The sequence below is a fragment of the Metapseudomonas otitidis genome (genome assembly GCF_900111835.1).
Classification (GTDB): domain Bacteria; phylum Pseudomonadota; class Gammaproteobacteria; order Pseudomonadales; family Pseudomonadaceae; genus Metapseudomonas; species Metapseudomonas otitidis.
On sequence record NZ_FOJP01000012.1, the window covers coordinates 164,206 to 188,887 of the forward strand.

Here is a 24,682-nt window from a genome sequence, read left to right on the forward strand (position 1 = left end):
CCCCCCGGTCGGCATTTCATCCCGCCCCGAGCCCCTCGGGTGCGGGATTTTTTTTGAGTGGCCGATTGGACGTGGCCTGGGGGTTGCGCGTCAGCTCAGCTCGTCCAGCAGCTCGGCGCGGCTCGGCTCGGGGAAGCCCAGGGTGCGGTAACGCGGCGGGTAGTGGCCGGGCACGGGCTCTAGGTACTCGCCCAGCAGTTCCAGGGCCTGGTCCCAGGCGACCATGCGGGTCTGGGCGTTGCCGGTGTCGCCTTCGGGGCGGACCAGCATGAGGCGCTCGGTGACCGGGAGCAGCGTGTCGACGCCATGGGTCCAGGTGCTGAGGGAGAACAGTTGCTCCGGGTCCTGCTGGCTGGCGAACAGCAGGTAGCTGGCGACGAAGATGTCCACGGCGTTGTCTTCGTTGATCAGGTCCAGTGACTGCTTCTGGGCGTCGTACTCGCTCTTGGTGTAGAGCTTGCGCAGCCGCTCCAGGCTGGCCTGGAGCAATGGGTTGTGCACGCTGTAGGGCACTACCTTGGCGTTTTCGTAGCAGTACAGGCCCGCCGAGAGGATGCGGCCCTTCTCCATCGCCTCCAGGCTCAGCGCCACCAGGCTGGCCAGACCATGCCCGTCGCGGTCGCCGGTGACCAGCAGCACGTCGCGGGTGGGGATCATGAACACCGGGCGGCCCTTGAGCGGCAGCCGCTCGAGCACGTCGGGCAGGAGGATGCGGCTGGTGTCGTAGCCGTCGCCCCAGGCGCCCTGGAAGACCCCCGGTGCCGGCTGGATGAAGCTGTCGGCGGTGGTGTCGCGCAGGTTGGTGAGGGCGATGGCGATGCCCTCCTCCAGGCGGATGTCCCAGCTGCGGTCCGGCCCTTTCACCAGGGTGGCGGTGGACTCGGGGTGGTCGATGGCCAGCAGCACGGCCGCGTCCATGCCCAGGGGCAGGTAGGCCGGGTGGAAGTCATTGTCGTGGCCGTCGGTGCGCACGTGGTGCAGGCGCACCTCTTCCAGGGTGCCGAGGCTGCGCACCACCGGCAGCAGCAGCGGGCGTGCCTCGTCCAGCGGCATGACCTGGGAACGCTGGTTGTCGCACAAGGCGGCGATGTAGCCCTGCAGCGCCTTGCGCCGGCCCGGTCCCCGCGCGTTGCAATATTCGCGGTAGGCGTTGTGCAGGTTGAAGAAGGCGCTCTCGCCGTAGTTGAGGCGGAAGTCGCGGGGGCTGTAGTGCATCTCGCCCTTGAAGCCGGCCTTGCGGGCCGCGGACTCGAACAGCGCGGCGAAGGCATCCGGCGAGGGCTTGCGGTTGAAGAGGAAGTCGAGCAATGCCATGGCTTTACCAAAAGAAATCAGGCGATGGACTCAGGAGGAGCCATTCTCCGTGCGCAACCCTACAGGACCGGCACAGCCGCACCAACCCGAGCAGAACCCACTAAGAGTGACGAATACAGCCTCATTGGAAATGGGCACGTTGACAAGGGTCAGCAAATCCTCGGTGGCGAAGGCATAGCGTGGTAACAGCTGCCCTCAAACGAACCCAGGAGATTCGCCGTCCATGTTTCCCGAATACAGAACGCTGATCACGAAACTCAAACACACCGATGCCCACTTCCAGAAGAAGTTCGACCAGCACAATGCGTTGGATGAGGAGATAACGAAACTGGAAAAACACAACGCCAGTGATTACAGCAACGAAGTAAGAGACCTGAAAAAACAGAAACTCAAACTGAAAGAAGAGCTGTACGAGATTCTCAAGCAGCACTCGCAACAAACACCCTGACACTCACCCCAAACCGCCTATCCCGCTGCCTGCATGCAAACCTCCTGCACGCAGGCAGCGGCCAAAGGGCGGGCCACCCAAGGCCCGCCACTCACACTCAGGCCTTGGAGCAGCTGGCCGGCGCCCAGTCACCCATATCGGGACTGTTGCACACGTCGCTGACCATGGTCGCGCCCTGGCTGGCGACCTTCTGGCTTTCGGCACGCTTGGCCTCGGCCTTCTGCAGGGTGCGCTCGGTGGCCACGGCTTCCTTCGGCACCTTCTTCGCGGCGGCGGTGGTCGCCTTGGTGCTGGCCTTGGTGGTGGACGCCTTGCTGGTGGAAGTTTTGCTGCCGGACGCCTTGGTGCCGGTGGCCTTGCCGCCCTGGCTGGCGACGCTCACCGGGTTCTCGGCGGCGACCACCTGGGTCACGGTCTGACGCTCGACGCCCACGGTCTGCAGGTCACGCTCGTAGGCCTGGGTGTAGGTGTTGATGTTCTCGCCGGCACGGCCGTCCACGGCAGCCATCAGGGCGTTGGTTTCCTGCAGGCCGGCCACGATCTCGGCCATGCGCAGGCGACCTTCGCTGTCGCTGATGCTCTTCGACTTGCGGGCGCTCATCAGGTTGTTGAATTCGCGCTGGTAGCAGCTCTGGGCGGCGCTGGCGTAGCGGATGCTGCGGTCCAGTTCGCCGCTGCTGCTGTCGATGTCGGCGGCGTAGGAGGCGATGCGCGCGTTGTCGTCGGCGATCTGCTGCTGGCGCGCGGTGTAGTAACCGGCTGCACCGCCCACCAGTGCGCCACCGGCGGCACCGATCAGGGCGTTGCGACCGGCGTGCTCGTCACTGGACAGGCCGCCCGCCAGAGCGCCGATCACGCCGCCGGCGATGGCGCCGGTGGCCACGGACTGGGTCACTGCCTGGTCGGAGGCGCGCAGCTGGCTCACCGGCTGGTAGCACTGCGGGTAGTACTCCGCCTTGGTGGTGGCGGCAACCTTGGAGCTGGGCGAGCCCATGCCGGCACAGCCGGTGAGCAGGACGCTGGTGCAGGTAACCGCGGTGATCAGCGCAGTGCGCACCGCAGAGAAAGCCGGAATGTTGCGTGGAGTAGCCATAGCCATGGTCATTGCTCTCGTTCTATGAGTTGTCCTGGTTCATGCGAACGCACAGTCGTCCGCCTGATCTTCATCCCTGCGCCCTGCCTGGGTACCGGATCGTTGCCGACCGACGCTCAGGGGCCGAGCAGTTCTTTCAGAATCACGTCCTTGTCCGCCTTGCGCTGTTGCCGATATTGGCTGACATGCTTGACGAAAAGCGTGGCCCGGTTCACGAGGCTCTTGCCCAATACCGGGTTTCGGTTGAGTTCCTCCTTGGTTCGCTGGAACTGCGCCTGGATCACCGCGTCGGTATAGCGGGTGCCGGTGGCCAGGTTGTCAATATAGATCGCCAGGGCGCCGTCGAGCGCCGTACGGCCGTTGGTCATCGCGCTCTCGTAGAGCTTGGCGGCGTTCTCGTCCTTGGCCGCCTGGGCCTGGTCACGGCTCTTCTTCAGGTTGGTCAGGCGGATGTTGTAGTTGTTGATGGTCTCGGCCACCAGGGCGGCGGACTGTATCAGGTTGCCCGCGGCCTCCTCGCGCTGTTTCGCGATCAGCGAGATGTTGCGCTTGAGTTCCTCGTTGACCAGCGCCAGGCGCCCCTGCAGCTCCGGGTCGGTGCTGCTGGCGATCACGCTGTCGAGCAGTCGGGTGGGGTCCTGGTCTTCGCTGATCTCGTCGGTGAGGGACGAGGATCGGCCTTCGGCCTTCCATTGCTCGAACAGCTCCTTGTAGCGCGAGCGCGGGGCCGAGAGTGCACCGATGGCCACGCGAAAGCCCGTGGTCTCGTTGCGCTGCTCGGTGCCGTCGGCGGCGAACAGGGGGTACTCGCGGCGCATGCCGGTGAACAGCGTCATTTCACCTTCCAGGTAGTTGCCGCCTTTGACCACGAAGCCGCCGTAGGTTCCCTGGCGACGCCCCGCATGCACCAGCTGGAAGGATTCCTGGACCATCTCCGCGGCGTTGCCGATCACATCGAACAGGCCGATCGGGTTGGGCTTCTTCAGGCCCACTGGCAGCAGCCGCGCCGCCTGGCCGGTGCCGCCGGCCACCTGGTTGAACACCGCCCAGTCGGCCAGCGGGCCGTCCCCCTCGGCACCTTCCTGCTTGCGCGGGAACAGCCGGGCTTCCAGCTCCTGGCGGCTGACGGCATGGGCGCCACGGGCGGCGTATTCCCATTCCACTTCGGTGGGCAGGCGCACGAAGGCGACGCCGCCCTCTTCCGCCTTGGTGCCCCGGCCGCTGACCGGCAGCAGGTCGCGGTGGTTCTTCAGCAGCCAGGCACTGTAGACGGCGGCGAAGCGCTCGGCGTCGAAGTGCGACAGGTTGACCTTCGGCAGCCGCGCCGCCATGCCCGGCTGGGCCGGTTCGCACGCCGGCGGCTCGCCCTGGCCGGCCAGGGACGGCGCCTGGGCCATCACCAGGTCGTACTGGCGCTGGGTCACCTCGTACTTGCCGACGAAATACAGCATGGGCTTGAGCAGCGTGCCCTTCTCCGGCTTGGGCAGGCCGGGGCCGACCTTCGCCTGCCAGGGCTTGGGCAGGTCGTTGAGGGTGAACTGGCCGTTGATGTAGTCGCGCCGGTAGCCGGAGATGAACGACTGCTGGTAGCCCGTCTCGCCTTCGCTGAAGGGGTAGCCGAGGCTCACCTCGCGGTCGTCCAGCGCCCCCTTGGCCAGCACGTAGACGTAGCGGAAGGCCATCTGCCCCTCGCAGGGCAACGGCAGCAGCACGTCGTCGTCCATCGGCTTGGGGTTGTAGAGCGGGTCCGGGTCGGCCTGGGCCACGGCGGCGACCAGGGACAGTGAAAATGCGACTGTCAGCAGCTTATACATCACGTAGTCCTTCCGAGGCTTCGATGCGGGCCGCGCGCCACCCACCGGAGGCAGCGGCCAGGGCGCTGCAGCCGAGGGTCGCCAGCAGCGCCAGCAGGTAATGGGAGAGTTCCAGCCGGCAGGCCTGTTCGCCCTCGGCCGACTGGAACAGCTGGTTCAAGCCACTCTCGGCCGCCAGGTACAGCAGGCCGGCGAGCACCAGGGCGATCAGCCCCGTATAGAGCGCCTGGAGCACCACGAACAGCACCAGGCCGAAGGTCGGGAAGCCCAGCAGGCGCAGCACCGAGAGGTCGCGGCGCTTGCGTTCCACCGCCGCCAGGGTGCTCGCCGCCATGGCGGCGAAGGCGCCGGCCAGGGCGAGCGCGGCGATGACCCAGAACACCAGGGTCAGGTTGCGGCTCAGGGCGCGCACCTGGGCGATGGCCTGGGCCTGGGTGGAAACCTCCAGGCCGCGCTCGGCGAAGTACAGCCGCAGCGGCTCCACCGCATCCAGGTCGCGGGCGTAGAGGCGGAAGCCGGGGTAGACCCGCGCCCGCGTGGCGCCGGCCTCGACGCCCGGCCAGCCGAAGCGCGGCACGGCCAGGCCGTCGCGGTAGTCCTCCACCGCTTCCAGCAGGTCGAGCCGGGCAAACAGCGCCGGACGCGGGTAGGCCTCCAGGGGCAGCACCGCCTTGACCCGCAGGCGCGTGCGCTGGAATTCCGGCTGGCCGTTGCTGGCGCGGCCGAAGGCGGCGGTGAGCAGCGCACCGGCCTGCACGCCGAGGCGCTCGGCGGCGCGCTGGCTGAGCACCACCTCGTCGGCGCCGGGCAATTGCGCAGCATTCACCAGCGGATCGCCCTCGGCGCTGGGGACCATCTCCACGGTGAGCGGCTGCGCGCTGTCGTCGGCGTACAGGTCGGCAGTGGCGGCGATCTGCCGGGTGCGGGGCACCACGAAGGCCACGTCGGGCCGGGCCGCCAGCTCGGCGATGCCCGCCAGGCTGAACCGCGCACCGCCCAGGGGGATCACCTCGCGCACGGCCGGATCACGCTCCAGGCGCTCGGTGAGGGTGCTGACCAGGCCGTGCTTGAGGCCGAACAGCACCAGCAAGGGCGCCACCACGGCCACCAGCGCCAGCACCGCGCACAGCGACAGGCGCGCCTCGTCGCGGTAGTCGTCCCAGGCCAGACCGGCCAGCAGCGCGCCGCGCATCAGCGGGCCTCCGCCAGGGTCGCGGTGACGCCGCCATCGGCGCCGCGCTGCAGGCCGATGGGCAACGGCACCAGCCCGGCGCGCTCGGCCAGGGCGTGGTCGTGGGTGGCCACCACCAGGCACAGCTCGCGGTACTCGGCCTGCTCCACCAACAGGTGCATGACCCGCTCGGCATTGAGCGGGTCCAGCGAGGCGGTGGGTTCGTCGGCCAGCAGCAGGCGCGGCTGGTGCGCCAGGGCACGGGCGATGCCGACCCGCTGGCGCTGGCCGACGGAGAGTGCCGCCGGGCGCTTGTGCAGCTGGTCGGCGATCTCCAGCTGCTTGGCCAGGCGCTCGACGCTGCCGTTCTCCGGCAGGCCCAGCAGACGCCGGGGCAAGCCGATGTTGCCGGCCACGTCGAGGTAACCAAGCAGCCCACCGGTCTGCAGCACGTAGCCGATGGCGCGACCGCGCAGGGCCGCCAGGGCGTCCTGCCGGCCGTCACGCCAGAGCGCGGCGAGGTCGTGCTGGCTGCCGGCGTCGTCGAACTCCATCAGCGCGCCCGGGTCCGGCGACAGCACCAGGGCCAGCAGGTCGAGCACAGTGCTCTTGCCGCTGCCGCTGGGGCCGACCAGGGCCAGGCGCTGGCCGCCGCGCAGATCCAGCCGGGGGATCTCCAGGCTGTAGCGCTGGCTGCCCTGCCCGCGCGTCTTGCGCAGGTCGCGGATGCGCAGCATCAGGGCAGCGTCGACAGCGGCACGCGGTAGAGGGCGTCACCGGGGGCGGCGTCGCCGAAGCGCACCCAGTTGGCGGTGTCGTTGTGGAAGGTCTCGTAGAGGCGGATCTTCGATTCCAGCTCGTCGATGAAGTCTTCCTGCTCGGCCACCGACAGCGACAGCCACAGGTCCTGGCTCATGTTCAGCGCCTTGCTGCGGTACGGCAGGCCGTCCAGGTACTCGCCCAGCAGGCCGCTCTCGGCCAGGTTGCCGCCCTGGGTCAGCTTGGCCGGGTCGCGGCTCATGTAGGCGCTGGCGCTGGCGATTTCCTGGAAGAAGTCCTTGGGCGAGCTCTGGGTGCGGCGCGCGGCGTCGACGATCACCTTGAGCGCCTGCTGCAGGTCGTTGAGCTGCAGCTTGGTGAGCAGCGCACAGACCTGGAAGGCCGGCAGCTGCGGGTTGGTCAGGTCACGGTCGGAGGTCCAGGCGGTGACCAGTTGCGGGGCACGGGCCTGGTTGCGGTGGCCGAGAAAGTCCATATGCATGGCGTAGCCCACCGCCTCGGTCTTGGCGGCGATGCTGGCGCCACCGGTGGGCGCCTCCAGCTCGGCGTTGCTGCGCACCTTGTGCACCAGGTCGGCGAAGGTGCTGGCGATCTCGTTGACGCTCTCGCCGAACTTCTTCACGTCGCCGCCGCCCACGGGGATGTACAGGTCGCCGATCTGCGGGTTGGCGTCGGCGGTGAGCACGCGGTACTGCTGCTCGGCGAAGCTGTGGTTCTTCTTGCCGGCGTCGGTCTTCAGGTGCAGGGCGTAGATCTTGATCTGCTTGCGCAGCGCCGCTTCGCGCACCTCGGCCTCGTTCATGTGGGTCTGGCCCAGCGGGTCGCTCTTGCGCAGCGCGCCGGCATCGCTGACCAGCAGGATCAGGCGGCCGCCGTAGCCGCTCCAGTCCATGCCGTCGACGGCCTGCATCACGCCGGCGAAGGCGTCTTCGTTGAAGTCGTGGCTGGAGACGTTGGTGGCCTTGACCTGCTGGGCCAGCTCCAGGAAGCGCGCCGGGTCGCGGCCCTCCTCCAGGCTGACCAGGGTCTTGGCGGTGTACTGCAGGCCCGGCGTCTTGTCGGTGTTGTTGCGGAACCCGACCATGCCGAAGCTGACGCTGTCCAGCTCGCCCCGCGCGGCGATCTCGCCGTGGAGCTGGTGGACCACATCACGCACGCGGTCGATGTAGGGCTGCATGGAAACGGAGGTGTCCACCACCAGCACGATGCCGGTGCGGAAGGCGTCCGACGAGGCCGCTGCGGCGGGCTTGCCGTCCCCCTGCTTGCGCGGGGTGTCGCCCGGGTCGATGGAGGCGACGTTGAGCACCTGCACCGGCTGGCCGTTGCTGTCGAAGCTCTCCCGCGCGTCGAAGATCGGCAGCAGGTAGAACTGGTCCTGGGGCACGGCGCTGGCCGGCGGCTCGATGGCCACCAGCTCGGGGTCGGTGGCGTCGCCGAACTGGGCCTGGTGCACCGCGTTGCGGGCCTTGGCCGAGTCCATGAGGAACTGCTCCACCTGGTTGGCATCACGCAGGAACATCACCGGCGAACGGCCCGAACGCTCGGTGAACTTCAGCACCAGGCTCTGCTTCCAGTCGCTGACCTTGTCCAGCGGCAGCCAGCCGTCGCGGTGGCCATCGCTGGAGGCGCCCACTTCCACCCAGGGGGTGCCGTTCACCACCTGGCGGGCATACACGTAGAATACCGAGAAGGCCGGCACCGCCTCGCCGTCGCCCTGGCCACCGGCCTGGCTGGCGAAGCGTGCGCCGGGCTTGCTCAGCACGCGTTCGAAGAGGGTCTTCTTGCCGGCCATCAGCAGCGGGCGGTCGCCGGCCTGCACGTCGGTCGCCGGGGTGGCCTGGGTCGCTACCGTGGCCGTGGTGGTATCGGGCGTGGACGGGGTGCCGGTGGTCGGCGCCGTGTTGCTGTCGTCCCGCACCTGCACCACCGGCGGCGTGCTCTCGCCACCGCGGTTGAGCCACCAGTAGCCACCGCCCCCCAGGGCGGCAACGCCGAGGGCGGCCAGACCGGCGGCGACGATCAGCGGCGCACGGCTCTGCCCTTCGGGCTTCTGCGTGGCGACCATCTCGGTGTCCAGCACCGATTCGCGCTTGCGGCCGGCGCCGCTGTCCGCCACCGGCGGTGCGGGCGGCACCTGGGTGGCGGCGTCGGGAATGGAGACGGTGACCGGGGTCAGCCCGGTCATGCCGCTGGCGGCCGGCGGGTTCACCGCACTGGCAGAGGTGCCGGGCAGGTCCAGCGGGCGGAACTGGGTCGCTTCGTTGTCGTCGGCCACCGGCGCCACGGGCGCGGCCGGCAGGCGGTCGAGGGCGGCGATCAGCGCGGCGGCGTCGGGGTAGCGGTCGTTCGGGTCCTTGGCCAGCAGCCGGGTGAGGATCTCCTGGTAGCGCCCCTGGGCGATGGGCAGCTCCGGCAGCGGCTGGGTGATGTGCGCCAGGGCGGTGGACAGCGAATCGGTGCCCACGTAGGGCAGCTGCCCGGTGAGGATCTCGTAGAGCACCACGCCCAGGGCGTAGAGGTCGGCGCGGCCGTCGATCTCCTGGCCACGGGCCTGCTCGGGGCTCATGTAGCTGGGGGTGCCGACGGCGAAGCCGGCCTGGGTGAACTGGGTGCGGTCGTCCAGCGCCTTGGCAATGCCGAAGTCGGAGAGCACCGCGCCGCCGTCGGCGCGGAACAGGATGTTGGCCGGTTTGACGTCACGGTGCACCAGGCCCTGGGCATGGGCGTAGCCCAGCGCCGAGGCGATCTGGCGCAGCCACACCAGGCCCTGCTCGGGGCTAAGACCGGCGGCGATACGCTCCTTCAGGGTGCCGTTGGGCAGGTACTCCATGGCCATGTAGTACAGGCTGCCGACGTTGCCGATGTCGTAGATGGTCACCGTGTGCGGGTGCGACAGCCGCGCCAGGGTCTTGCCCTCACGCAGGAAGCGCTCGCAGAAGCTGGCGTCGTTGGCCAGCGCAGCGGCCATCACCTTCAGCGCCACCTTGCGTTCCAGCGAGCGCTGGGTCGCCAGGTAGACGACGGCCATCGCGCCATCGCCCAGTTCGCGCTCGATCTCGTACCCCGGAATCTGAATGTCCATGCTGGTCTTTTTTTCTTTCTCAGGATGCTTTGACGACTACCGCCGTGATGTTGTCCGGCGCGCCCCGGGTCAAGCCCAGATGCACCAGGCTGCGGACCACCTGGTAGGGGTCCGCGTGGCCCAGCACTTCGCACAGTTCGTGGTCGTCGGCGGTCTTGTTCAGACCGTCGCTGCAGAGCAGGAAACTGTCTCCCGGCAGCACGACGAACCGCGATTCCTCCAGCTCCAGGTCATCCTGCACGCCGATGGCCCGGGTCACGATATTGGCCATGGGGTGCGCCCTGGCCTCCGTTTCGTTGAGCAGGTGGCTGTCCACCAGATCCTGGACGTAGCTGTGGTCGCGGCTGATGCCTTCCAGGCGCCCCTCCCGCAACCGGTACAGGCGGCTGTCACCGGCCCACAGGCAGGTGCCTTCGCCCCCGCGTGCGGCCAGCACCACCACGGTGCTGCCCATCATGTTCACCCCGCGCTGGGCCGCCTCGGCCCGCACCAGGGTGTTGACGTGCACCAGCGCCGCGCGCAGGGCCTCCACGTAGAGGTCCAGCGCATCGGTGCAAGGCACGCCACGGAGCGTATCGACGATCAGGTTGCTGACGTAGTCACCGGCGGCGTGTCCGCCCATGCCATCGGCCACCACCCAGAGCCCGCGTTCGCAGGCGTCCAGGCAGGCGTCTTCGTTGACCTGGCGGACCATCCCCACATGGCTGTGGCTGGCCGACTGGTACTGCGTGACAGGAGGCAGCGGCATCACAGGCTCCCGAAATCGATCTGCCCGATGGCCGGGGGCTGGCCGACGGCGCCCTCGCCCACCAGGAAGCGACTGAAGTAGCGGGTCGGCGGCAGCCCCTGGAACCTCACCAGTTGCGCCTCCACCCGTTGTGATCCCCGCCCCCAGAAGAAGCTGCAGCCCTCGCCCGCCAGTTGGCCGAGCACCGCGCGGCGCGCCGCCTCGCCCTCCACCGGGTAGGCCAGTGCGCCCAGGTCGCTGACCCGGGGCGTCACCCGTGGGCTTGCCTCCGGCGCGCCCAGGGCCTGGACCCCGCGCTCGAAGGCATCGACGTCCGCCTCCGGCTCCAGGGTCGGCAGCAACAAGGCCTCGGCCTGTTCGAACCAGGCATCGGCGCCCCCCACCAGCGCGCCGCTGTTGCACGACGGTTCCAGCGCCACGGCGATGGTGAGGGGGAAATAGCGGCCCACGCGGTCGATGCTGGGCATCATCACGCCGGCCACCGCCTCGGGCACCAGCAGGCCCGGGGCGATGCTGAAGCGCCACAGCGGGCTGATCAGGTAGGCGTCGAGCCAGGCGCCGCCCAGCTCGGCCTGGCTTTCCGCCATTCCGGCGGCCAGCCAGCGGTCCCAGGCCTCGATGAAGGCCGGGGTCAGGCCGCGATGGATGAAGTCGCCGCGGCCGGCGAGCTTGCCGTAGAAACCCGCTGCGCTCATAGCCGCTCCGGCAGGCCGAAACCGCTCACCACGCGGCTGCGGAACGGGTTGAAGGCGCTGCTGGCACGCAGCTCGCTGGAGATGCTCAGGTTGTCCACGCGCATGCGCAGGGTGAAACGGTCCGGCGCGTTGCCCTGGGTCAGGTCGGACTGGTCCAGCAGGCGGAACCAGGCCCACGGGCCCTCCAGGGTCAGGCCGGAACGGCCGGCGCTGGTGGGCGGAGTCACGCTCAGGCGCACCACGCCCAGGCTGTTGGGGCTCGGCCACTGCATGGCCACCGGGCGGCTCGGGCCGTGGTCATAGCTGAACTGCTGGCCGTCCAGGTCCAGCTGGAACTGGTCGATGGCGGCGTCCATGGCCACCGCCTTCAGCTCAAAGCGCACCATCGGCGTGGTGTTGCCGGAGCGGAAGAAGGCATCGCGGATCTGCGCCGCACGCTGGAAGGTGCCCAGCACGCCGGCACTGATGCCCAGCTTCTCCGCTGCGCCCGGCTGCCAGCGCCAGGTGGTGGCGGAGGTGTCGACGTAGGGCTGCAGGTACTTGCGGAAGTAGCTGTCCATCACCCCGCCGACGCCGAAGAAGGCGCCGAAGTCGTCCAGGGTGGCGTCGCGGGTGCTGTTGCGGTCCAGCGGGTAGCGACCGGCCAGGGACTGGCGGTAGACGTTGACCACCTCGGCCGTCCAGGCGGCGTTCAGCTGGTTGCGGATGCCGCCCATCATGGTGTTGGTGGAGGCGCTGACCACCGATTTGACCAGCCCCTGCACCAGCGGCGGCTGGCGCTCGGCGCCGAGGCTGACGCGCTGGGCGGCGGCCTGGGCCTGGTTCTTCGCCTCGCCCAGCAGCTGGTCGCCGCTGGCGCCGCTCATGGCGCTGAGCTGCACGTAGAGGGCGTTGAGGTCAGCCAGCAGGGCCTCGATGGGCGCGGCGGTGTCACCCTCGCCCTTGTCCACCAGGCTGTTCAGCTCGGCGAAGTGGCGGCTGATGGGGTCGTCCGCACCCGGCTGGGCCGGCTGCTGGGTGTCGTCCCCGCCCTGCCCCACCAAGGCCTTGAGCTTGTCGACGGCGCCGTTGCCTTCCTTCGCCAGCTTGGCGGCGGCCAGGCGCTCTTCCTTCTGCAGGTCGGTCTCCTTGGCCACGGCTTCCAGCAGCTTCTTCAGCGGCGACTGCGGGCCGGACAGCACCCGCAGCACATCGGCCGCCTGGCCGGTGCTGGTGATGGGCACGAAGTCGATGTCAGCCAGCAGCGCATCCCACTGCCGCAGGTAGTCCTGGAAGTACAGCTGGCGCACTTCCAGGGCCAGGCTGGCGGCGTCCTGGGCGTCCTCCACGGTGCGGCCGAGCACCCACTGCTCCTCGGCCAGGGTCCCGGCCTGGCTCAGGCTGGAGACCATGAACACCTCGCGGTAGCCACGCTGGGTGAAGAAGCCGGGCAGCGGCTCGTTCAGCGGCTTGCCGCTCTTGCGTGCGAAGACCAGCGCGGCGTCGCGACCGGCGGCTTCGCTGATGCGGAAGTCCGGCACGTTCTGCGGCAGCTTCTGGCGCTTGACGCGATCGTACACGCGCTGGGCGACGGAGAGCTGCTGCAGCTGGCGACGGGTGTCCTGCACCAGGTCGTCGTCCAGGCGCACGGCCGGCGGCGCGCGGTCGTACAGCGCGGCCAGGTGGTCGTTGAGGGCCTGGCGCTGTTCCGGCGCCAGGTCGCGGGGCAGGCTGCGGTCCCAGTCCAGGGCGATCCAGGCCTTGATGAAGTCGCCGTCGTAGTGCTCCGGGTCGGCCAGCATCAGGTAGGCCTTGAGGCCCTCGTAGAGGAAGTCGGAACTGCCGCCCCCGCGCAACTGCTCTTCCAGGCGCGCCATGACCCGGGGGGCCATGACCGCGATCAGCAGCTTGCGGTACACGCTGGCGCCCTCGGCGCCGAGCATGTCGCCCTGGTAGAGGCCGAAGCCCTCGGCCCAGGACGGCGCATCACCCGGCGCATTGCGGATGGCATTGAGCAGCGGCAGCACCGCCAGCACGTCGCGCTGGGCCGGGCTGAGGGCCTGCAACTGGCCGTGCAGCGGCTTCACCCGCGCATCCACTTCGGCGATGTAGGCCTGGTTGGCGCGGAAGCTGGCGATCCACACACCCAGCACGGCCAGCACCAGCACCACGGTGGCGGCGAGCACGCCCCGGGCGATCCAGGTGCGCTGGCGCTCCACCTTCGGGTTGGCGCCCACCAGGCCGCGTTCGCCGAAGGCCACCTCGCGGAACAGCCGCTCGATGAAGTAGCTGCGCCCGGTGCCGGTCTGGCGCGCCAGGTGCTGGCGGTCCAGGTTCATGCTCTGGGCCATGGCACCGATCAGGCGGTCGATGGGGCTGCCTTCCTGGGTGCCACTGGTGAAGTACACGCCGCGCAGCAGCGGGCGCTCTTCATAGGGGTTGGGCTTGAACACACCGTCGAGGAAGCCCGACAGCGCATCGCGCAGGGCCGCGAACTGCTGCGGGAAACCGTAGATCAGGTCGCGACGGGCAGGGTCGCGCTCCTGCTGCAGGCGCTCCACCAGGCGCTCGTTGAGGCGCTGTTCGAGCAGGGCGAACTCGCTGCCGAACACCGACAGCGGGCCTTCGGCGCTCTTGCCGTCGTCCAGGGCGAAGGTCATGCCCCAGACCTGGGCGCGCTCTTCCTTGCTCAGCGCGTCGAAGAACTCCATGAAGCCCGGCACCAGGTCGAGCTTGGTGAGCATCACGTAGATGGGGAAACGCACACCGAGCTGGGTGTACAGCTCCTGCACCCGGGCGCGGATGGCGCGGGCGTGGGCGGCACGCTCGGTCTCGCTGCCCAGCAGCAGGTCGGACAGGCTGATGGCGACGAAGGCACCGTCGATGGGGCGGCGCTTGCGCTGGGTCTTGAGCAGGTCGAGGAAGCCCAGCCAGGCGGCCTTGTCCACCTCGGCGTGGCTGTCCTGGGTGGTGTAGCGGCCGGCGGTGTCCAGCAGCACAGCCTCGTCGGTGAACCACCAGTCGCAGTTGCGGGTGCCGCCGACGCCACGGATGGCACCCGAGCCCATGTGCTCGGCGAGGGGGAAGTTGAGGCCGGAGTTGACCAGCGCAGTGGTCTTGCCCGAACCCGGCGGGCCGATGATCACGTACCAGGGCAGCTCATAGAGGTTGCGCCGCTCATGGCCGCCGAGCTTGGCGCGCTTGAGCAGGGCCAGGGCCTCGTCCATGCGCTGCTTGAGGGTGGCCAGCTCTTCGCTGGTGGCCACGGTGGCGGCGTCGGGAGCAACGGCCACCAGGCCCTGCATGACCTTGGCCGCGTTGCGCCGGGCCTGGATCAGGCGCAGCACGCGCCAGCCGATCCACACGGCGAACAGCAGGATGATGATCACCCAGCGCACGGTGGCCGAAGCCAGGGGCTCGAAGCCGCCGATGGCGATGAGCGGGCCGACGAACCAGATCACCAGGCTGAGGGCGATCAGGCCCAGCACCGGGATGACCCAGCGGGCCAGGAAACTGAAAAACGCCTTCACTCGACGCCCTCCGCGAAAACAGTGATCTCCACCCGGCGGTTGCGCGAACGGCCGTCGGCGGTGTCGTTGGATGCGACCGGCTCGGTGTCGCTGCGGCCTTCGGCGCGGAAGCGCTCGGGCTGGCCGGTCTTGGCGGCGAGCACGTCCATGACCTGCTGGGCGCGGTCCTGGGACAGCTTCCAGTTGGACGGGTAGCGCAGCGTGGCGATGGGCCGGTTGTCGCTGTGGCCGGTGACCAGCACCTGGCCCTTGACCTTGCGGATCGCCTCGGCGATGCGCAGCAGCAGCGGCTGGAAGTCGTCGTCGATGCTGGCGCTGCCGGAGGCGAACAGCTGGTCGCCACGGATGGTCACCACGGAGCGGTCCACGGCGTCTTCCACGGCCACCTTCTGGGCGCGGATCTCGTCGGCGAGGAAGCCGGCCAGGCGCGGGCGCTCGACGATCTTCGGCTTCTGCGGCGGACGGTCGATGGTCTGCACCGGGATGTCGCCCAGGGCATGCAGGTTCTTGAACACCGGCTCGGCCTCGGCGGCCAGCTTCAGCCGCATGCCGAACAGCAGGGCCAGCAGCAGCGCGGCGCCGATGGCGATCACCACCCAGGGCGGCAGGAACTGGCGCAGGCGGTCACGGGCGACCACCAGGCCGCGCCAGTGCGGCGACAGCTCGCGCTCGATCTCGCCATGGGTGGCGCGGATGGTGGCGGCCACCCGCTCGCGCAGCGCGTCGAGCTGGCTGCGGCCGTCATTCATGACCCGGTAGCGGCCTTCGAAGCCGAGGCTGATGCACAGGTACAGCAGTTCGAGGATGTGCAGGCGCTGGCGCGGGTTCTGCAGGCAGTGGTCGAGCAGCTGGAACACCTTCTCGCCACCCCAGGCCTCGTTGTGCAGGGTGATCAGCAGGCTCTGCTTGCCCCACTCGCTGGCACTGCCCCAGGGGGTGCTCATGACCGCCTCGTCGAGGGCGGTGCAGAGCACGTAGCGGCTGAGCATCACCTCGTCCTGGGGGACGCCGGCGGCGCGGGCCTTCTCTTCGAACTGGCGCAGGTAGCCCAGCAGCTGCGCGCGCAGGCTGGCGGGCATCGGGTGGGCGATGGTGTTGCGCAGCCGGGTGAGCAACGCCAGCATCGGGCCGGCGGCGTTCTCCAGGGGGTTCAGGCCCAGGCCGCGCGCGGTGAGCATCGGCCCGCTGGCCGGAGCCGGGCCGGGCGGCGGTGCGTCATGGCGCGGCGCCGTCGGCTCGGGGCCACGCCCGCCCGGGCGCGGCATGATCATGGTGCGGTCGTTGTTGTTGCCGCCACTGCCGCCACCGATGGGCGGGCCGCCGAAGGGATCGTCGATCGGGTGCATCGCGAATTAACTCCGGATGGCCCAGAAGGCCAGGTTGAGGCCGGGGAACTTGCCGGCGATGTGGAAGGCGAAGCCGCCGGAATGCACCAGCTGCTTCCAGTGGTCGCTGCCACGGTCCAGTTCGAAATAGGTGCTGCCGGCGTGGTACGGCAACTGGCGCGGCGCCACCGGCAACGGCAGCAGGCCGATGCCCGGCAGCTGCAGGTTGACCAGGTCGCGGATGTGCTCCACCGAACCCACCTTGGCCTGCTGCGGGAAGTGGCCACGGATGGATTCGCCGGGCACGTCGGCGCGCACCACGAGGATGAACGCGGAGTTCTCCAGCAGGGTGCGGTCGGCCAGCATCGCCACGTGCACGCCGTAGGCCTTCTCGACGATGGGGATCGGCACCGCACGGCTGTCGATGACCATCGACAGGGCCTGGCGCAGGGCCAGCATCACCGGGGCGAAGCTGTTGGCCAGGTCGTCGTGCTCGTAGGCCGGGTATTCGGCCGGGCGCCGGCCACTGGCGGTGAAGGTGGAGAACTCGCCGGCCAGGGCCACGGCCTCGCGGTAGAAGTCCTCGGGGTGCAGCGGGGCAATGCGCGCCAGGTGCGCCACCAAGGGCTCGGCACGGTTGACCAGTTGCAGCAGCAGGAAGTCGGCGATTTCCGAGGCGCCGCCCGCGCCGGAGGCGACCACGCGGCCGGCCAGGGCTTCGCCACGCTGGTGCAGCAGGCCCAGCAGCTCGCTGCGGAAGGCCGCCAGCGGCTTGGACACGGCCACGTCCAGCAGCGGCGGGATGTAGGACTCGTCCAGCACCACGGCGCGGTCGGCGCGCTTCTCCAGCACCCGCACCACGCCCACGGCGGCGTATTCGCCCAGGCCGTCGCGCTCGGTGACCAGGCGCAGGGCGCGACCGCCGATGGACACGGGGGCACGGCTTTCGAAGGCGGCGTTGTCGTCGCGCACTTCACGCACCTGGCTGCGGTAGCGGGCACCGCCCAGCTCCTCGCCCTCCTCCACCGTGTCGCGGGCACCGGCCCGCTTGAGCGGCAGCGCCAGGTAGATGATGCCGTCACGCAGGCTCTCTTCCACGTCGAACGGCTCCGGCGCCACGTCGTCGCCGGGGATGTCGAACGGGGTGCCGTCGGGCAGCAGGCCACGGGCGGAGAGGATCGCCAGCTTGCCCTGGGTGAGCAGCGACTCGTCGATCTTCAGCTCGGAGAACCCCCAGCTGCCGGGGCGCAGCGAACGGCAGCGCCCTTCCACCAGGGCTTCGAGGTAACGGTCATGCTGCTGGAAGTGCTGCGGACGCAGGAACATCCCTTCCGACCAGACCACACGGTTGTTCCATGACATGGGCTGTCTCCGCTTTTCAGTGTTCGGTGATGGGCGCCGGCGCGACGGTCACGCCGCGTGCGCCGAACTTGAGGCTGTAGGCGCTGGTCTGGTTCAGCGGAACGGTGATGACGTCACGCCAGACGGCGGCATCCAGTTCGCGGTAGCCGACCACGATGCCGAACTGCCGGGTGCCCTCGTCGAGGGTGCGCTCCTGCATCTGGCGATCGGACGGCTTGACCAGCAGTTCGTCCTGGGCGACCAGGTCGGCGGCGAGGGTCGCCTGGGCCTTGTCCACCAGGGAGAAGTAATCGGCACGGCTGAAGGTGGTGGCGTTGCGCAGCTCGTACAGGCGCACCCGCACCGGGGTGCCGGCACCGCCGGGCAGCGCGTTGAGGTCGGCACTGGCTTCGATCTGCAGCTGCACCACGGTGGGCGGCGGCGGGGCTTCCTTTTCCGGCTCGGAGGCACAGGCGCTGAGCAGCGCGGCCATGGCGAGCAGAAGAATCCTTGGCATTCGGTACGTCCTCGTTGACTGCTGTTGATCCACGGAAGCGACGGCGGGACGGGCCTGGCCACGCCCCGGCAGGCGGGCGGCGCTAGCCACCGCGCAACCTGGCGCTGTGCTCCTCGTAGGCGCGACTGAACTCGCGTCCGAACAGGTCCTGGAAGTCGTCCTCAGCCTCCCGCGAGATGCTCGCGTAGAGGTCGGTGAACAGCTCCCAGTACTGCGACTGCCGGGAACCCGGCAGCAGGGCCGACAGGCCCGATGGCTTGCTCAGGCGGGCTTCGAGGGTGGCGGGTTCGAAGCGCTTGAGCAGGTGCTTGATGGCGGCCTGCACACCGGCCATGACGGCCAGCTGGTGCGCCTTGACGTCATCGAAGCTCTCCTTCACCGCCTGGTCCGGCGGCATGAAGGCGGCGTTGCCGTGGCGCAGCAAGAGCAGCAGCGCCTCGTCGGCATTGGGGGCGAACTTGAGCGGGTTGTTCTCCACCGGGCGGATCATGGTCTGCGACATGCGGAACTCGCCCTTGAGGCTGGAGCGCGCGCGCAGCACGTCCACCAGCCCCTCCACCATCAGCCGGTAGCTGCGCCCGATGGCCTCCATCTGCGCAGCCGCCTCGGCGCGGTCGATGCGCAGCTGGGATAACCCGGCACCGCGCAGGAAGGCTTCCAGCAACTCGCCCTGGGGCGCCTGGGTAGCCCCCTGGGGCGGCGTGGCGGCAGGCGGCGTCGGCACCGGCATGGCCGCGGCCAGGGGTTCGAGCGGCGGCGTGGCGATGGCGGCGTGGGTGGCCTGGGCGGTGGGCGTCAGCGCCGGGGCGACGGGCACGTCCACAGGCGCTTGCACGGGCACGGCCACCGGCGTCTCGGCCTGGGGGCTCGGCTCGAACGGGGTACTGCCGAACAGCACGGCCATCGGGTCCGGCTGGGCGGCGGCCTGGGGCGGCGGCACGGACGTGGCCTGGGCATCGCTGACAGGCGTGCCGATCCCGGCGAAGAAATCCTCGGGCACGTGCACCGGCGCCGGCTCGGGCACCTGGGGCGTGGCGGCCGTGGGCATCGGCACCGGGATCGACGGAGCCGCCGACGGGGTGGAGAGTCCGAGGTCGGCAAAGGGGTCCCAGTCGGCCGGTATCGCATGGGCCTCGGCGGCGGCGGCCGGGGGCGGCGTCACGCTGGGCAGCGGCGGCGGCGCGGGCGGAGCCACCGGTGTCGGCGGGCGGAAATCATGGCGCTCGGCGGGCACGTGGTCGGGAATCGCGGCCGCCGGCGGTGGCGCCGGGTTGAGGAAGTCGAACAGGTCCGGCTTGGTATCCAGCGGCGAGCCGCCCATGGGCATCTGGGTGGCCGAGGGCGCGGCGTAGGGTTCGGGGATGGCGCTGGAGGCGACCTGTCGGCTCATCAGCGCATCGAAATTGCTGAACGGGTCCGCACCGCCCACCGACGGAGCAGCGGCCGGGCCACTGGAGAACGGCTGCGAGGTGGCCGGCGCGGTGATCTGCACGAGGATCTCGTACTCGCCGAGCTTGAGCACTTCGCCATCATTGAGGCGCTCGCTGTTGCCCCGGCGCAGGCGGATGCCCGACTGCGCGAGCATCACGCCGTTGGTGCTGGTGTCGGTGAGGTAGTAGACGCCGTCACGGCTCTGGATGGTGCAGTGCTGGCTGGACACCAGGCGCTCGGGATCAGGGAGCACCCAGTCGTTTTCCGTACCACGACCTATCCTCAGTTCACCACGGTCCAGCTCGGCGTCGGGACGTTGCCCGGGGGTGAGCTTGTGATAACTGGTGATGGTCAAACGCAGTGGCATTGCGACTCCTTGCACATCTCACTGGAGAGGGGCGCGAACACCGAACCCTTCGATGCCGTGCAACAGCGCGCCGGTCCGGACCCTGCACGTGCCCCTGTTTCGCCAAGCCGCGCGAACACTCTCAGCGAAGAAAAATCTGATGGCTTTAGCCGACTTATCTTAGAACGAAAAAAGTAAACTTTTACAATCCGAAGAGGCTAGCGTCGACTAGCGCACATCTGTCGGTTGTGGTTCGCGTTTGTCTTGACAAGGGCAAAATACGACCCGAAAAATGGATAGGAGTTGCAGCGGTTGAGGCCAGAAAAATGGCGTCACCAAGACGTTGATCCAAGGGACTGTGATCAAGTCGTACGTCTGCTCCAGAACCATGCTCGCCCCAGCCCTGACAAGGAGAACACCCACCGTGGTGGACGTGTCGCACCTGCTTTCCCCCGTTTCCGCCGAGTCCCCGTGCGGTGACGACCTCGAATACGACGCCTCGTATCTCGAACTCGAACGAATCGCCCAAGGCCAGCCCGAACGTCAGATGGGCGACTCCGTGCTGCCTGCCGAACCGCCCGCGTGGCGCGACGTGCGCGAGCTGTCCAGCCAGTTGCTGGGCCGCAGTAAGGACCTGCGCATCGCCAACTACTTCCTGCAGAGCGCCATCGCCCTGGAAGGCCTCGCCGGCCTGGCCCAGAGCCTGACACTGGTGCGCGAGCTGCTGACCCAGTTCTGGGACGGCGTGTACCCGCAGCTCGACGCCGACGACGACAACGACCCGACCTTCCGCATCAATGCCCTCACCGGCCTCGCCTCCGAGCCGGTGATCCGCCTGGTGCGCGAGGCGAACCTGACCAGCTCCCGTGCCTTCGGAGCGGTCACTTTGCGTGCTGCCCTGAACGCCCTCGACCTGCAGCGGTTCCCCAGCGAGACGCTGACCGCCGAGCAGCTCCAGGGCGCCTTCCGCGACACCGACCCGGCGCTGCTGGAAAGCACCCGCCAGGCCCTCACCGATGCCCAGTCCGCACTGGCGGCCATCGAGTTGACGCTGTCCGACCAGGTCGGCTCGGCCCAGAGCGCCGACCTCGCCCCGCTCAAGCAGCTGATCCGCCAGGCCCTGCAGATCGTCAAGGAGCACGCGCCCCTGGACGACAGCGCGCCGGCCGAAGACGCCGCGACGGACGACGGCGACGGCAGTGCCGGCGAGAGCCCGGTCGCCGTGGCCAGCGCGCCGCGCGCCGCCCCCCACGAGATCAACAACCGCGACGACGTGTTGCGCACGCTGGACCGCATCCTCGCCTACTACGAGCGCCAGGAGCCCTCCAGCCCGGTTCCGATGCTGCTCAAGCGTGCCCGGAAGCTGGTCACGGCGGATTTCGCCGAGATCGTGCGCAACCTCATCCCCGATGGGATGTCGCAATTCGAGAATTTGCGCGGCCCCGAGTCCGAGTAACCCCGATCCGGCAGACCGCGCATCCGTTACCGGCTAGCGGCCGATGACGCCCCAACAGCCGTAAAGGCAGCGAAGGAGGAGCAACCATGGGTAGCACCAGCAGTCAGAAATTCATCGCGCGCAACCGCGCACCCCGCGTCCAGATCGAGTACGACGTGGAGCTCTACGGCGCCGAGAAGAAGGTGCAGTTGCCCTTCGTCATGGGCGTCATGGCCGACCTCGCCGGCAAGCCGGCCGAGCCCCAGGCCGCCGTCGCCGACCGCAAGTTCCTGGAGATCGACGTCGACAACTTCGACTCGCGCCTCAAGGCCATGAAGCCGCGCGTCGCGTTCAACGTGCCCAACGCCCTGACCGGCGAAGGCAACCTCTCCGTGGACATCACCTTCGAGAACATGGACGACTTCAGCCCGGCCGCCGTGGCGCGCAAGGTCGACTCCCTGAACCAGCTGCTCGAAGCCCGCACCCAGCTCGCCAACCTGCTGACCTACATGGACGGCAAGACCGGCGCTGAAGAACTGATCATGAAAGCGATCAAGGATCCGGCCCTGCTACAGGCCCTGGCCAGCGCGCCGAAGCCGCAGGACAACGAGCCGCAAGCCTAAGAGGACAACCAGATGGCCGAGTTGATGACCGACGCCGCGCCCCAGGCCGGCCAGACCACCGAGCAGACCAGCGAGTTCGCCTCGCTGCTGCTGCAGGAATTCAAGCCCAAGACCGACCGGGCCCGCGAGGCGGTGGAAACCGCCGTGCGCACCCTGGCCGAGCATGCGCTGCAGCAGACCAACCTGATCTCCAATGACGCGATCAAGTCGATCGAATCGATCATTGCCGCGATCGACGCCAAGCTCACCGATCAGGTCAACCTGATCATGCACCACGCCGATTTCCAGCAGCTGGAAAGCGCCTGGCGCGGCCTGCACTACCTGGTGAACAACACCGAGACCGACGAGCAATTGAAGATCCGCGTGCTGAACATCTCCAAGGGCGAGCTGCACAAGACCCTGAAGAAGTTCAAGGGCACCGCCTGGGACCAGAGCCCGATCTTCAAGAAGCTCTACGAAGAGGAATACGGCCAGTTCGGCGGCGAGCCCTACGGCTGCCTGGTGGGCGACTACTACTTCGATCAGTCCCCGCCGGACGTGGAGCTGCTGGGCGAGATCGCCAAGGTCTCCGCCGCCATGCACGCACCGTTCATCTCCGCCGCCTCCCCCACCGTGATGGGCATGGGTTCCTGGCAGGAGCTGTCCAACCCGCGTGACCTGACCAAGATCTTCACCACCCCGGAATACGCCGGCTGGCGCTCGCTGCGCGAGTCCGAGGATGCGCGCTACATCGGCCTGACCATGCCGCGCTTCCTGGCCCGCCTGCCCTACGGTGCCAAGACCGACCCGGTGGAGGCGTTCGCCTTCGAGGAAGACACCGCCGGCGCCGACAGCAGCAAGTACACCTGGGCCAACTCGGCCTACGCCATGGCGGTCAACATCAACCGCTCGTTCAAGCTCTACGGCTGGTGCTCGCGCATCCGTGGCGTGGAGTCCGGTGGCGAAGTGCCGAACCTGCCGGCGCACACCTTCCCCACCGACGACGGTGGCGTGGACATGAAGTGCCCGACCGAGATCGCCATCTCCGACCGCCGCGAGGCCGAGCTGGCGAAGAACGGCTTCATGCCGCTGCTGCACAAGAAGAACACCGACCTGGCGGCCTTCATCGGCGCCCAGTCGCTGCAGAAGCCGGCCGAATACGACGACCCGGACGCCACCGCCAACGCCAACCTGGCCGCGCGCCTGCCGTACCTGTTCGCCACCTGCCGCTTCGCGCATTACCTGAAGTGCATCGTTCGCGACAAGATCGGCTCGTTCAAGGAGAAGGACGACATGCAGCGCTGGCTGCAGGACTGGATCCTGAACTACGTCGACGGTGACCCGGCGCATTCCACCGAAACCACCAAGGCCCAGCACCCGCTGGCCGCCGCCGAGGTGGTGGTCGAGGAAGTGGAAGGCAACCCGGGCTACTACAGCTCCAAGTTCTACCTGCGTCCGCACTACCAGCTCGAAGGGCTGACCGTGTCGCTGCGCCTGGTATCCAAACTGCCTTCGGCCAAGGGGGCCTGAGGCGCGTCACTTTAAGCGCCTGCCAGGTGGCGGGCGCGTCTGACAAGGTGGCGAAAGCCACGAAGGAGGAATAGATGGCTGTTGATATGTTCATCAAGATCGGGGACATCGAGGGTGAGTCCGCCGACAAGGTGCACGCCAAGGAAATCGACGTACTGGCCTGGAGCTGGGGCATGTCCCAGTCCGGCAACATGCACCAGGGTGGTGGTGGCGGCGCCGGCAAGGTGAGCGTCCAGGACCTGTCCCTGACCAAGTACATCGACAAGTCCAGCCCCAACCTGATGATGGCCTGCTCCAACGGCAAGCACTTCCCGGAAGCCAAGCTGACCATCCGCAAGGCCGGCGGCGAGAACCCGGTGGAGTACGTGATCATCACCATGAAGGAAGTCCTGATTTCCTCCGTGAGCACCGGTGGCAGCGGCGGTGAAGACCGTCTGACCGAGAACATCAGCCTCAACTTCGCCCAGGTCCAGGTGGACTACCAGCCGCAGAAAGCGGATGGCGCGAAGGACGGCGGCCCGGTCAAGTACGGCTGGAACATCCGCGAGAACGTGAAGATCTGATGTCTTCGCCAACGGTCCCGGCCCTGCCGGGACCGTTGTTGCTCCACCCTCCTCCCGGCGAGGCGAACCCCCATGGCAAAGCCTGCGTTCATCAACCTCTGGAACAACTACCCCACCGAGCAGCACCCGTGCGACGGCGGCTGGGACAACCAGTGCGCGATCCGCATGAGCCTCACGCTCAACGCCGAACGGTCCATCACCATCGACCGCAACACCTACCCGGAACCCAAGTGCGCACACGGCCACGCCCGTGGAGCCGAGTCGCTGGCCAACTGGCTGTGGCGAAACCACCTGGGACGTCCGCAGATTTTCACGGACGGTGCCGCCGCCAAGCGCACGCTCAACGAGCGTACCGGCATCATCTTCTTCAAGGACTGCTTCACCCGCAGCGGCGAGACCCGCGCCACCGGCGACCACATCGACCTGTGGAACCGTGGCCTGACCAAGACCTACGACGACCCGGCCAATCGCGCCGCCCAGGTCTGGTTCTGGGAGCTGGCATGACCCGCCCCACCCTGCTCCTCGCCTGTGCCCTGCTCCCCTGCCTGAACGCCTGCGCCGCCACCCCGCCCGGACCGGCCGCGCCCGAGCAGGCCATGCTGGGCGACCAGGCCCTGCACCTCGAAGACCAGGCCGGTCGCTGCACCCTGGTGCATCCCGCCGGCCGCCTTGAACTGGCCCTGCCCTCGCCCTGCGAATTCCACCGCAACGCCGAGGGCGCGCCGCGTATCGAACACCAGGGCGCGGTGCCCATCCTGCTGGTGCAGCACAGCCAGCCGGAGGCGCCCCCCGGCCAGGGCTGCGTGACCCGCCTGCAGGCCGTGCGCCTGCGCCAGGGCACGCTGCAAGCCTCGGCCCCCATGACCAACGCCAGCTGCCCGCGCGGGCCATGGGACCAGAAACTGTTCACCGGACCTTTCGACTGGTGACCCGGATTC

At 68.7% G+C, this 24,682-nt stretch carries 20 protein-coding genes; 7 read left to right on the plus strand and 13 right to left on the minus strand.

Annotated elements, in window-relative coordinates; all coding sequences use genetic code 11:
- Positions 1-90: 90 nt before the first annotated feature.
- Positions 91-1,314, minus strand: a complete 1,224-nt coding sequence (locus BM198_RS16955; protein ID WP_074971455.1) for a DUF1444 domain-containing protein — start codon at positions 1,312-1,314, stop codon at positions 91-93.
- A gap of 223 nt (positions 1,315-1,537) precedes the next feature.
- On the opposite strand from BM198_RS16955, the gene BM198_RS16960 reads away from it, so the two are divergent.
- Positions 1,538-1,762, plus strand: coding sequence for an HP1242/YdcH family protein (locus tag BM198_RS16960; RefSeq protein WP_044407480.1), 225 nt, complete (start codon positions 1,538-1,540; stop codon positions 1,760-1,762).
- Between the two features lie 97 nt (positions 1,763-1,859).
- On the opposite strand, the gene tagQ is transcribed toward BM198_RS16960, so the two are convergent.
- The 12 genes from tagQ to tagH form a co-directional block, all read right to left on the minus strand.
- Positions 1,860-2,855: a type VI secretion system-associated lipoprotein TagQ gene (gene tagQ / locus BM198_RS16965; RefSeq protein ID WP_074971526.1), complete on the minus strand. Its 996-nt coding sequence runs from the start codon at positions 2,853-2,855 to the stop codon at positions 1,860-1,862.
- A 116-nt stretch (positions 2,856-2,971) separates the two neighbouring features.
- Positions 2,972-4,669: a formylglycine-generating enzyme family protein gene (locus BM198_RS16970; RefSeq protein WP_074971456.1), complete on the minus strand. Its 1,698-nt coding sequence runs from the start codon at positions 4,667-4,669 to the stop codon at positions 2,972-2,974.
- Positions 4,662-5,861 carry an ABC transporter permease gene (locus BM198_RS16975; RefSeq protein WP_074971457.1) on the minus strand — a complete coding sequence of 400 codons (1,200 nt, stop codon included), beginning with the start codon at positions 5,859-5,861 and terminating at the stop codon, positions 4,662-4,664. Before BM198_RS16975 ends, BM198_RS16970 begins: the two co-directional genes overlap by 8 nt.
- The gene (locus BM198_RS16980; protein WP_074971458.1) at positions 5,861-6,577 is read right to left on the minus strand and encodes an ABC transporter ATP-binding protein; all 717 of its coding nucleotides are present in this window, start codon (positions 6,575-6,577) and stop codon (positions 5,861-5,863) included. Before BM198_RS16980 ends, BM198_RS16975 begins: the two co-directional genes overlap by 1 nt.
- Complete coding sequence (locus tag BM198_RS16985) at positions 6,577-9,702, minus strand: serine/threonine-protein kinase (RefSeq protein ID WP_074971459.1); 3,126 nt, start codon at positions 9,700-9,702, stop codon at positions 6,577-6,579. The genes BM198_RS16980 and BM198_RS16985 overlap by 1 nt, the downstream gene beginning before the upstream one ends.
- A 19-nt stretch (positions 9,703-9,721) precedes the next feature.
- Complete coding sequence (locus tag BM198_RS16990) at positions 9,722-10,450, minus strand: PP2C family protein-serine/threonine phosphatase (protein WP_044407498.1); 729 nt, start codon at positions 10,448-10,450, stop codon at positions 9,722-9,724.
- Positions 10,450-11,145, minus strand: a complete 696-nt coding sequence (tagF, locus tag BM198_RS16995) for a type VI secretion system-associated protein TagF (RefSeq protein ID WP_074971460.1) — start codon at positions 11,143-11,145, stop codon at positions 10,450-10,452. Before tagF ends, BM198_RS16990 begins: the two co-directional genes overlap by 1 nt.
- Entirely contained in the window at positions 11,142-14,654 is a 3,513-nt protein-coding gene (tssM, locus tag BM198_RS17000) for a type VI secretion system membrane subunit TssM (RefSeq protein ID WP_074971461.1), read from the minus strand. The genes tagF and tssM overlap by 4 nt, the downstream gene beginning before the upstream one ends.
- Complete coding sequence (locus BM198_RS17005; protein ID WP_074971462.1) at positions 14,651-16,000, minus strand: DotU family type VI secretion system protein; 1,350 nt, start codon at positions 15,998-16,000, stop codon at positions 14,651-14,653. Before BM198_RS17005 ends, tssM begins: the two co-directional genes overlap by 4 nt.
- Positions 16,001-16,006: 6 nt before the next feature.
- Positions 16,007-17,341 carry a type VI secretion system baseplate subunit TssK gene (gene tssK / locus BM198_RS17010; protein WP_074971463.1) on the minus strand — a complete coding sequence of 445 codons (1,335 nt, stop codon included), beginning with the start codon at positions 17,339-17,341 and terminating at the stop codon, positions 16,007-16,009.
- Between the two features lie 16 nt (positions 17,342-17,357).
- Positions 17,358-17,837, minus strand: coding sequence for a type VI secretion system lipoprotein TssJ (gene tssJ, locus BM198_RS17015; RefSeq protein WP_074971464.1), 480 nt, complete (start codon positions 17,835-17,837; stop codon positions 17,358-17,360).
- A gap of 82 nt (positions 17,838-17,919) precedes the next feature.
- Complete coding sequence (gene tagH, locus BM198_RS17020; protein ID WP_074971465.1) at positions 17,920-19,635, minus strand: type VI secretion system-associated FHA domain protein TagH; 1,716 nt, start codon at positions 19,633-19,635, stop codon at positions 17,920-17,922.
- Positions 19,636-20,038: 403 nt separating this feature from the next.
- Here tagH and tssA point away from each other — a divergent pair, with 403 nt between their 5' ends.
- From tssA to BM198_RS17050, 6 genes are all read left to right on the plus strand, one after another.
- The gene (gene tssA, locus BM198_RS17025) at positions 20,039-21,070 is read left to right on the plus strand and encodes a type VI secretion system protein TssA (RefSeq protein ID WP_074971466.1); all 1,032 of its coding nucleotides are present in this window, start codon (positions 20,039-20,041) and stop codon (positions 21,068-21,070) included.
- Positions 21,071-21,156: 86 nt separating this feature from the next.
- Positions 21,157-21,672 carry a type VI secretion system contractile sheath small subunit gene (gene tssB / locus BM198_RS17030; protein ID WP_044407521.1) on the plus strand — a complete coding sequence of 172 codons (516 nt, stop codon included), beginning with the start codon at positions 21,157-21,159 and terminating at the stop codon, positions 21,670-21,672.
- Between the two features lie 12 nt (positions 21,673-21,684).
- Positions 21,685-23,181, plus strand: coding sequence for a type VI secretion system contractile sheath large subunit (gene tssC / locus BM198_RS17035; RefSeq protein WP_044407522.1), 1,497 nt, complete (start codon positions 21,685-21,687; stop codon positions 23,179-23,181).
- Between the two features lie 74 nt (positions 23,182-23,255).
- The gene (locus tag BM198_RS17040) at positions 23,256-23,744 is read left to right on the plus strand and encodes an Hcp family type VI secretion system effector (protein WP_044407523.1); all 489 of its coding nucleotides are present in this window, start codon (positions 23,256-23,258) and stop codon (positions 23,742-23,744) included.
- Between the two features lie 72 nt (positions 23,745-23,816).
- Positions 23,817-24,248 (plus strand): type VI secretion system amidase effector protein Tae4, encoded by a 432-nt coding sequence (locus tag BM198_RS17045; RefSeq protein WP_044407525.1) that lies wholly within the window; start codon positions 23,817-23,819, stop codon positions 24,246-24,248.
- On the plus strand, positions 24,245-24,673 hold the full coding sequence (locus tag BM198_RS17050; protein ID WP_074971467.1) for a hypothetical protein: 429 nt from the start codon (positions 24,245-24,247) through the stop codon (positions 24,671-24,673). The genes BM198_RS17045 and BM198_RS17050 overlap by 4 nt, the downstream gene beginning before the upstream one ends.
- Positions 24,674-24,682: the final 9 nt, after the last annotated feature.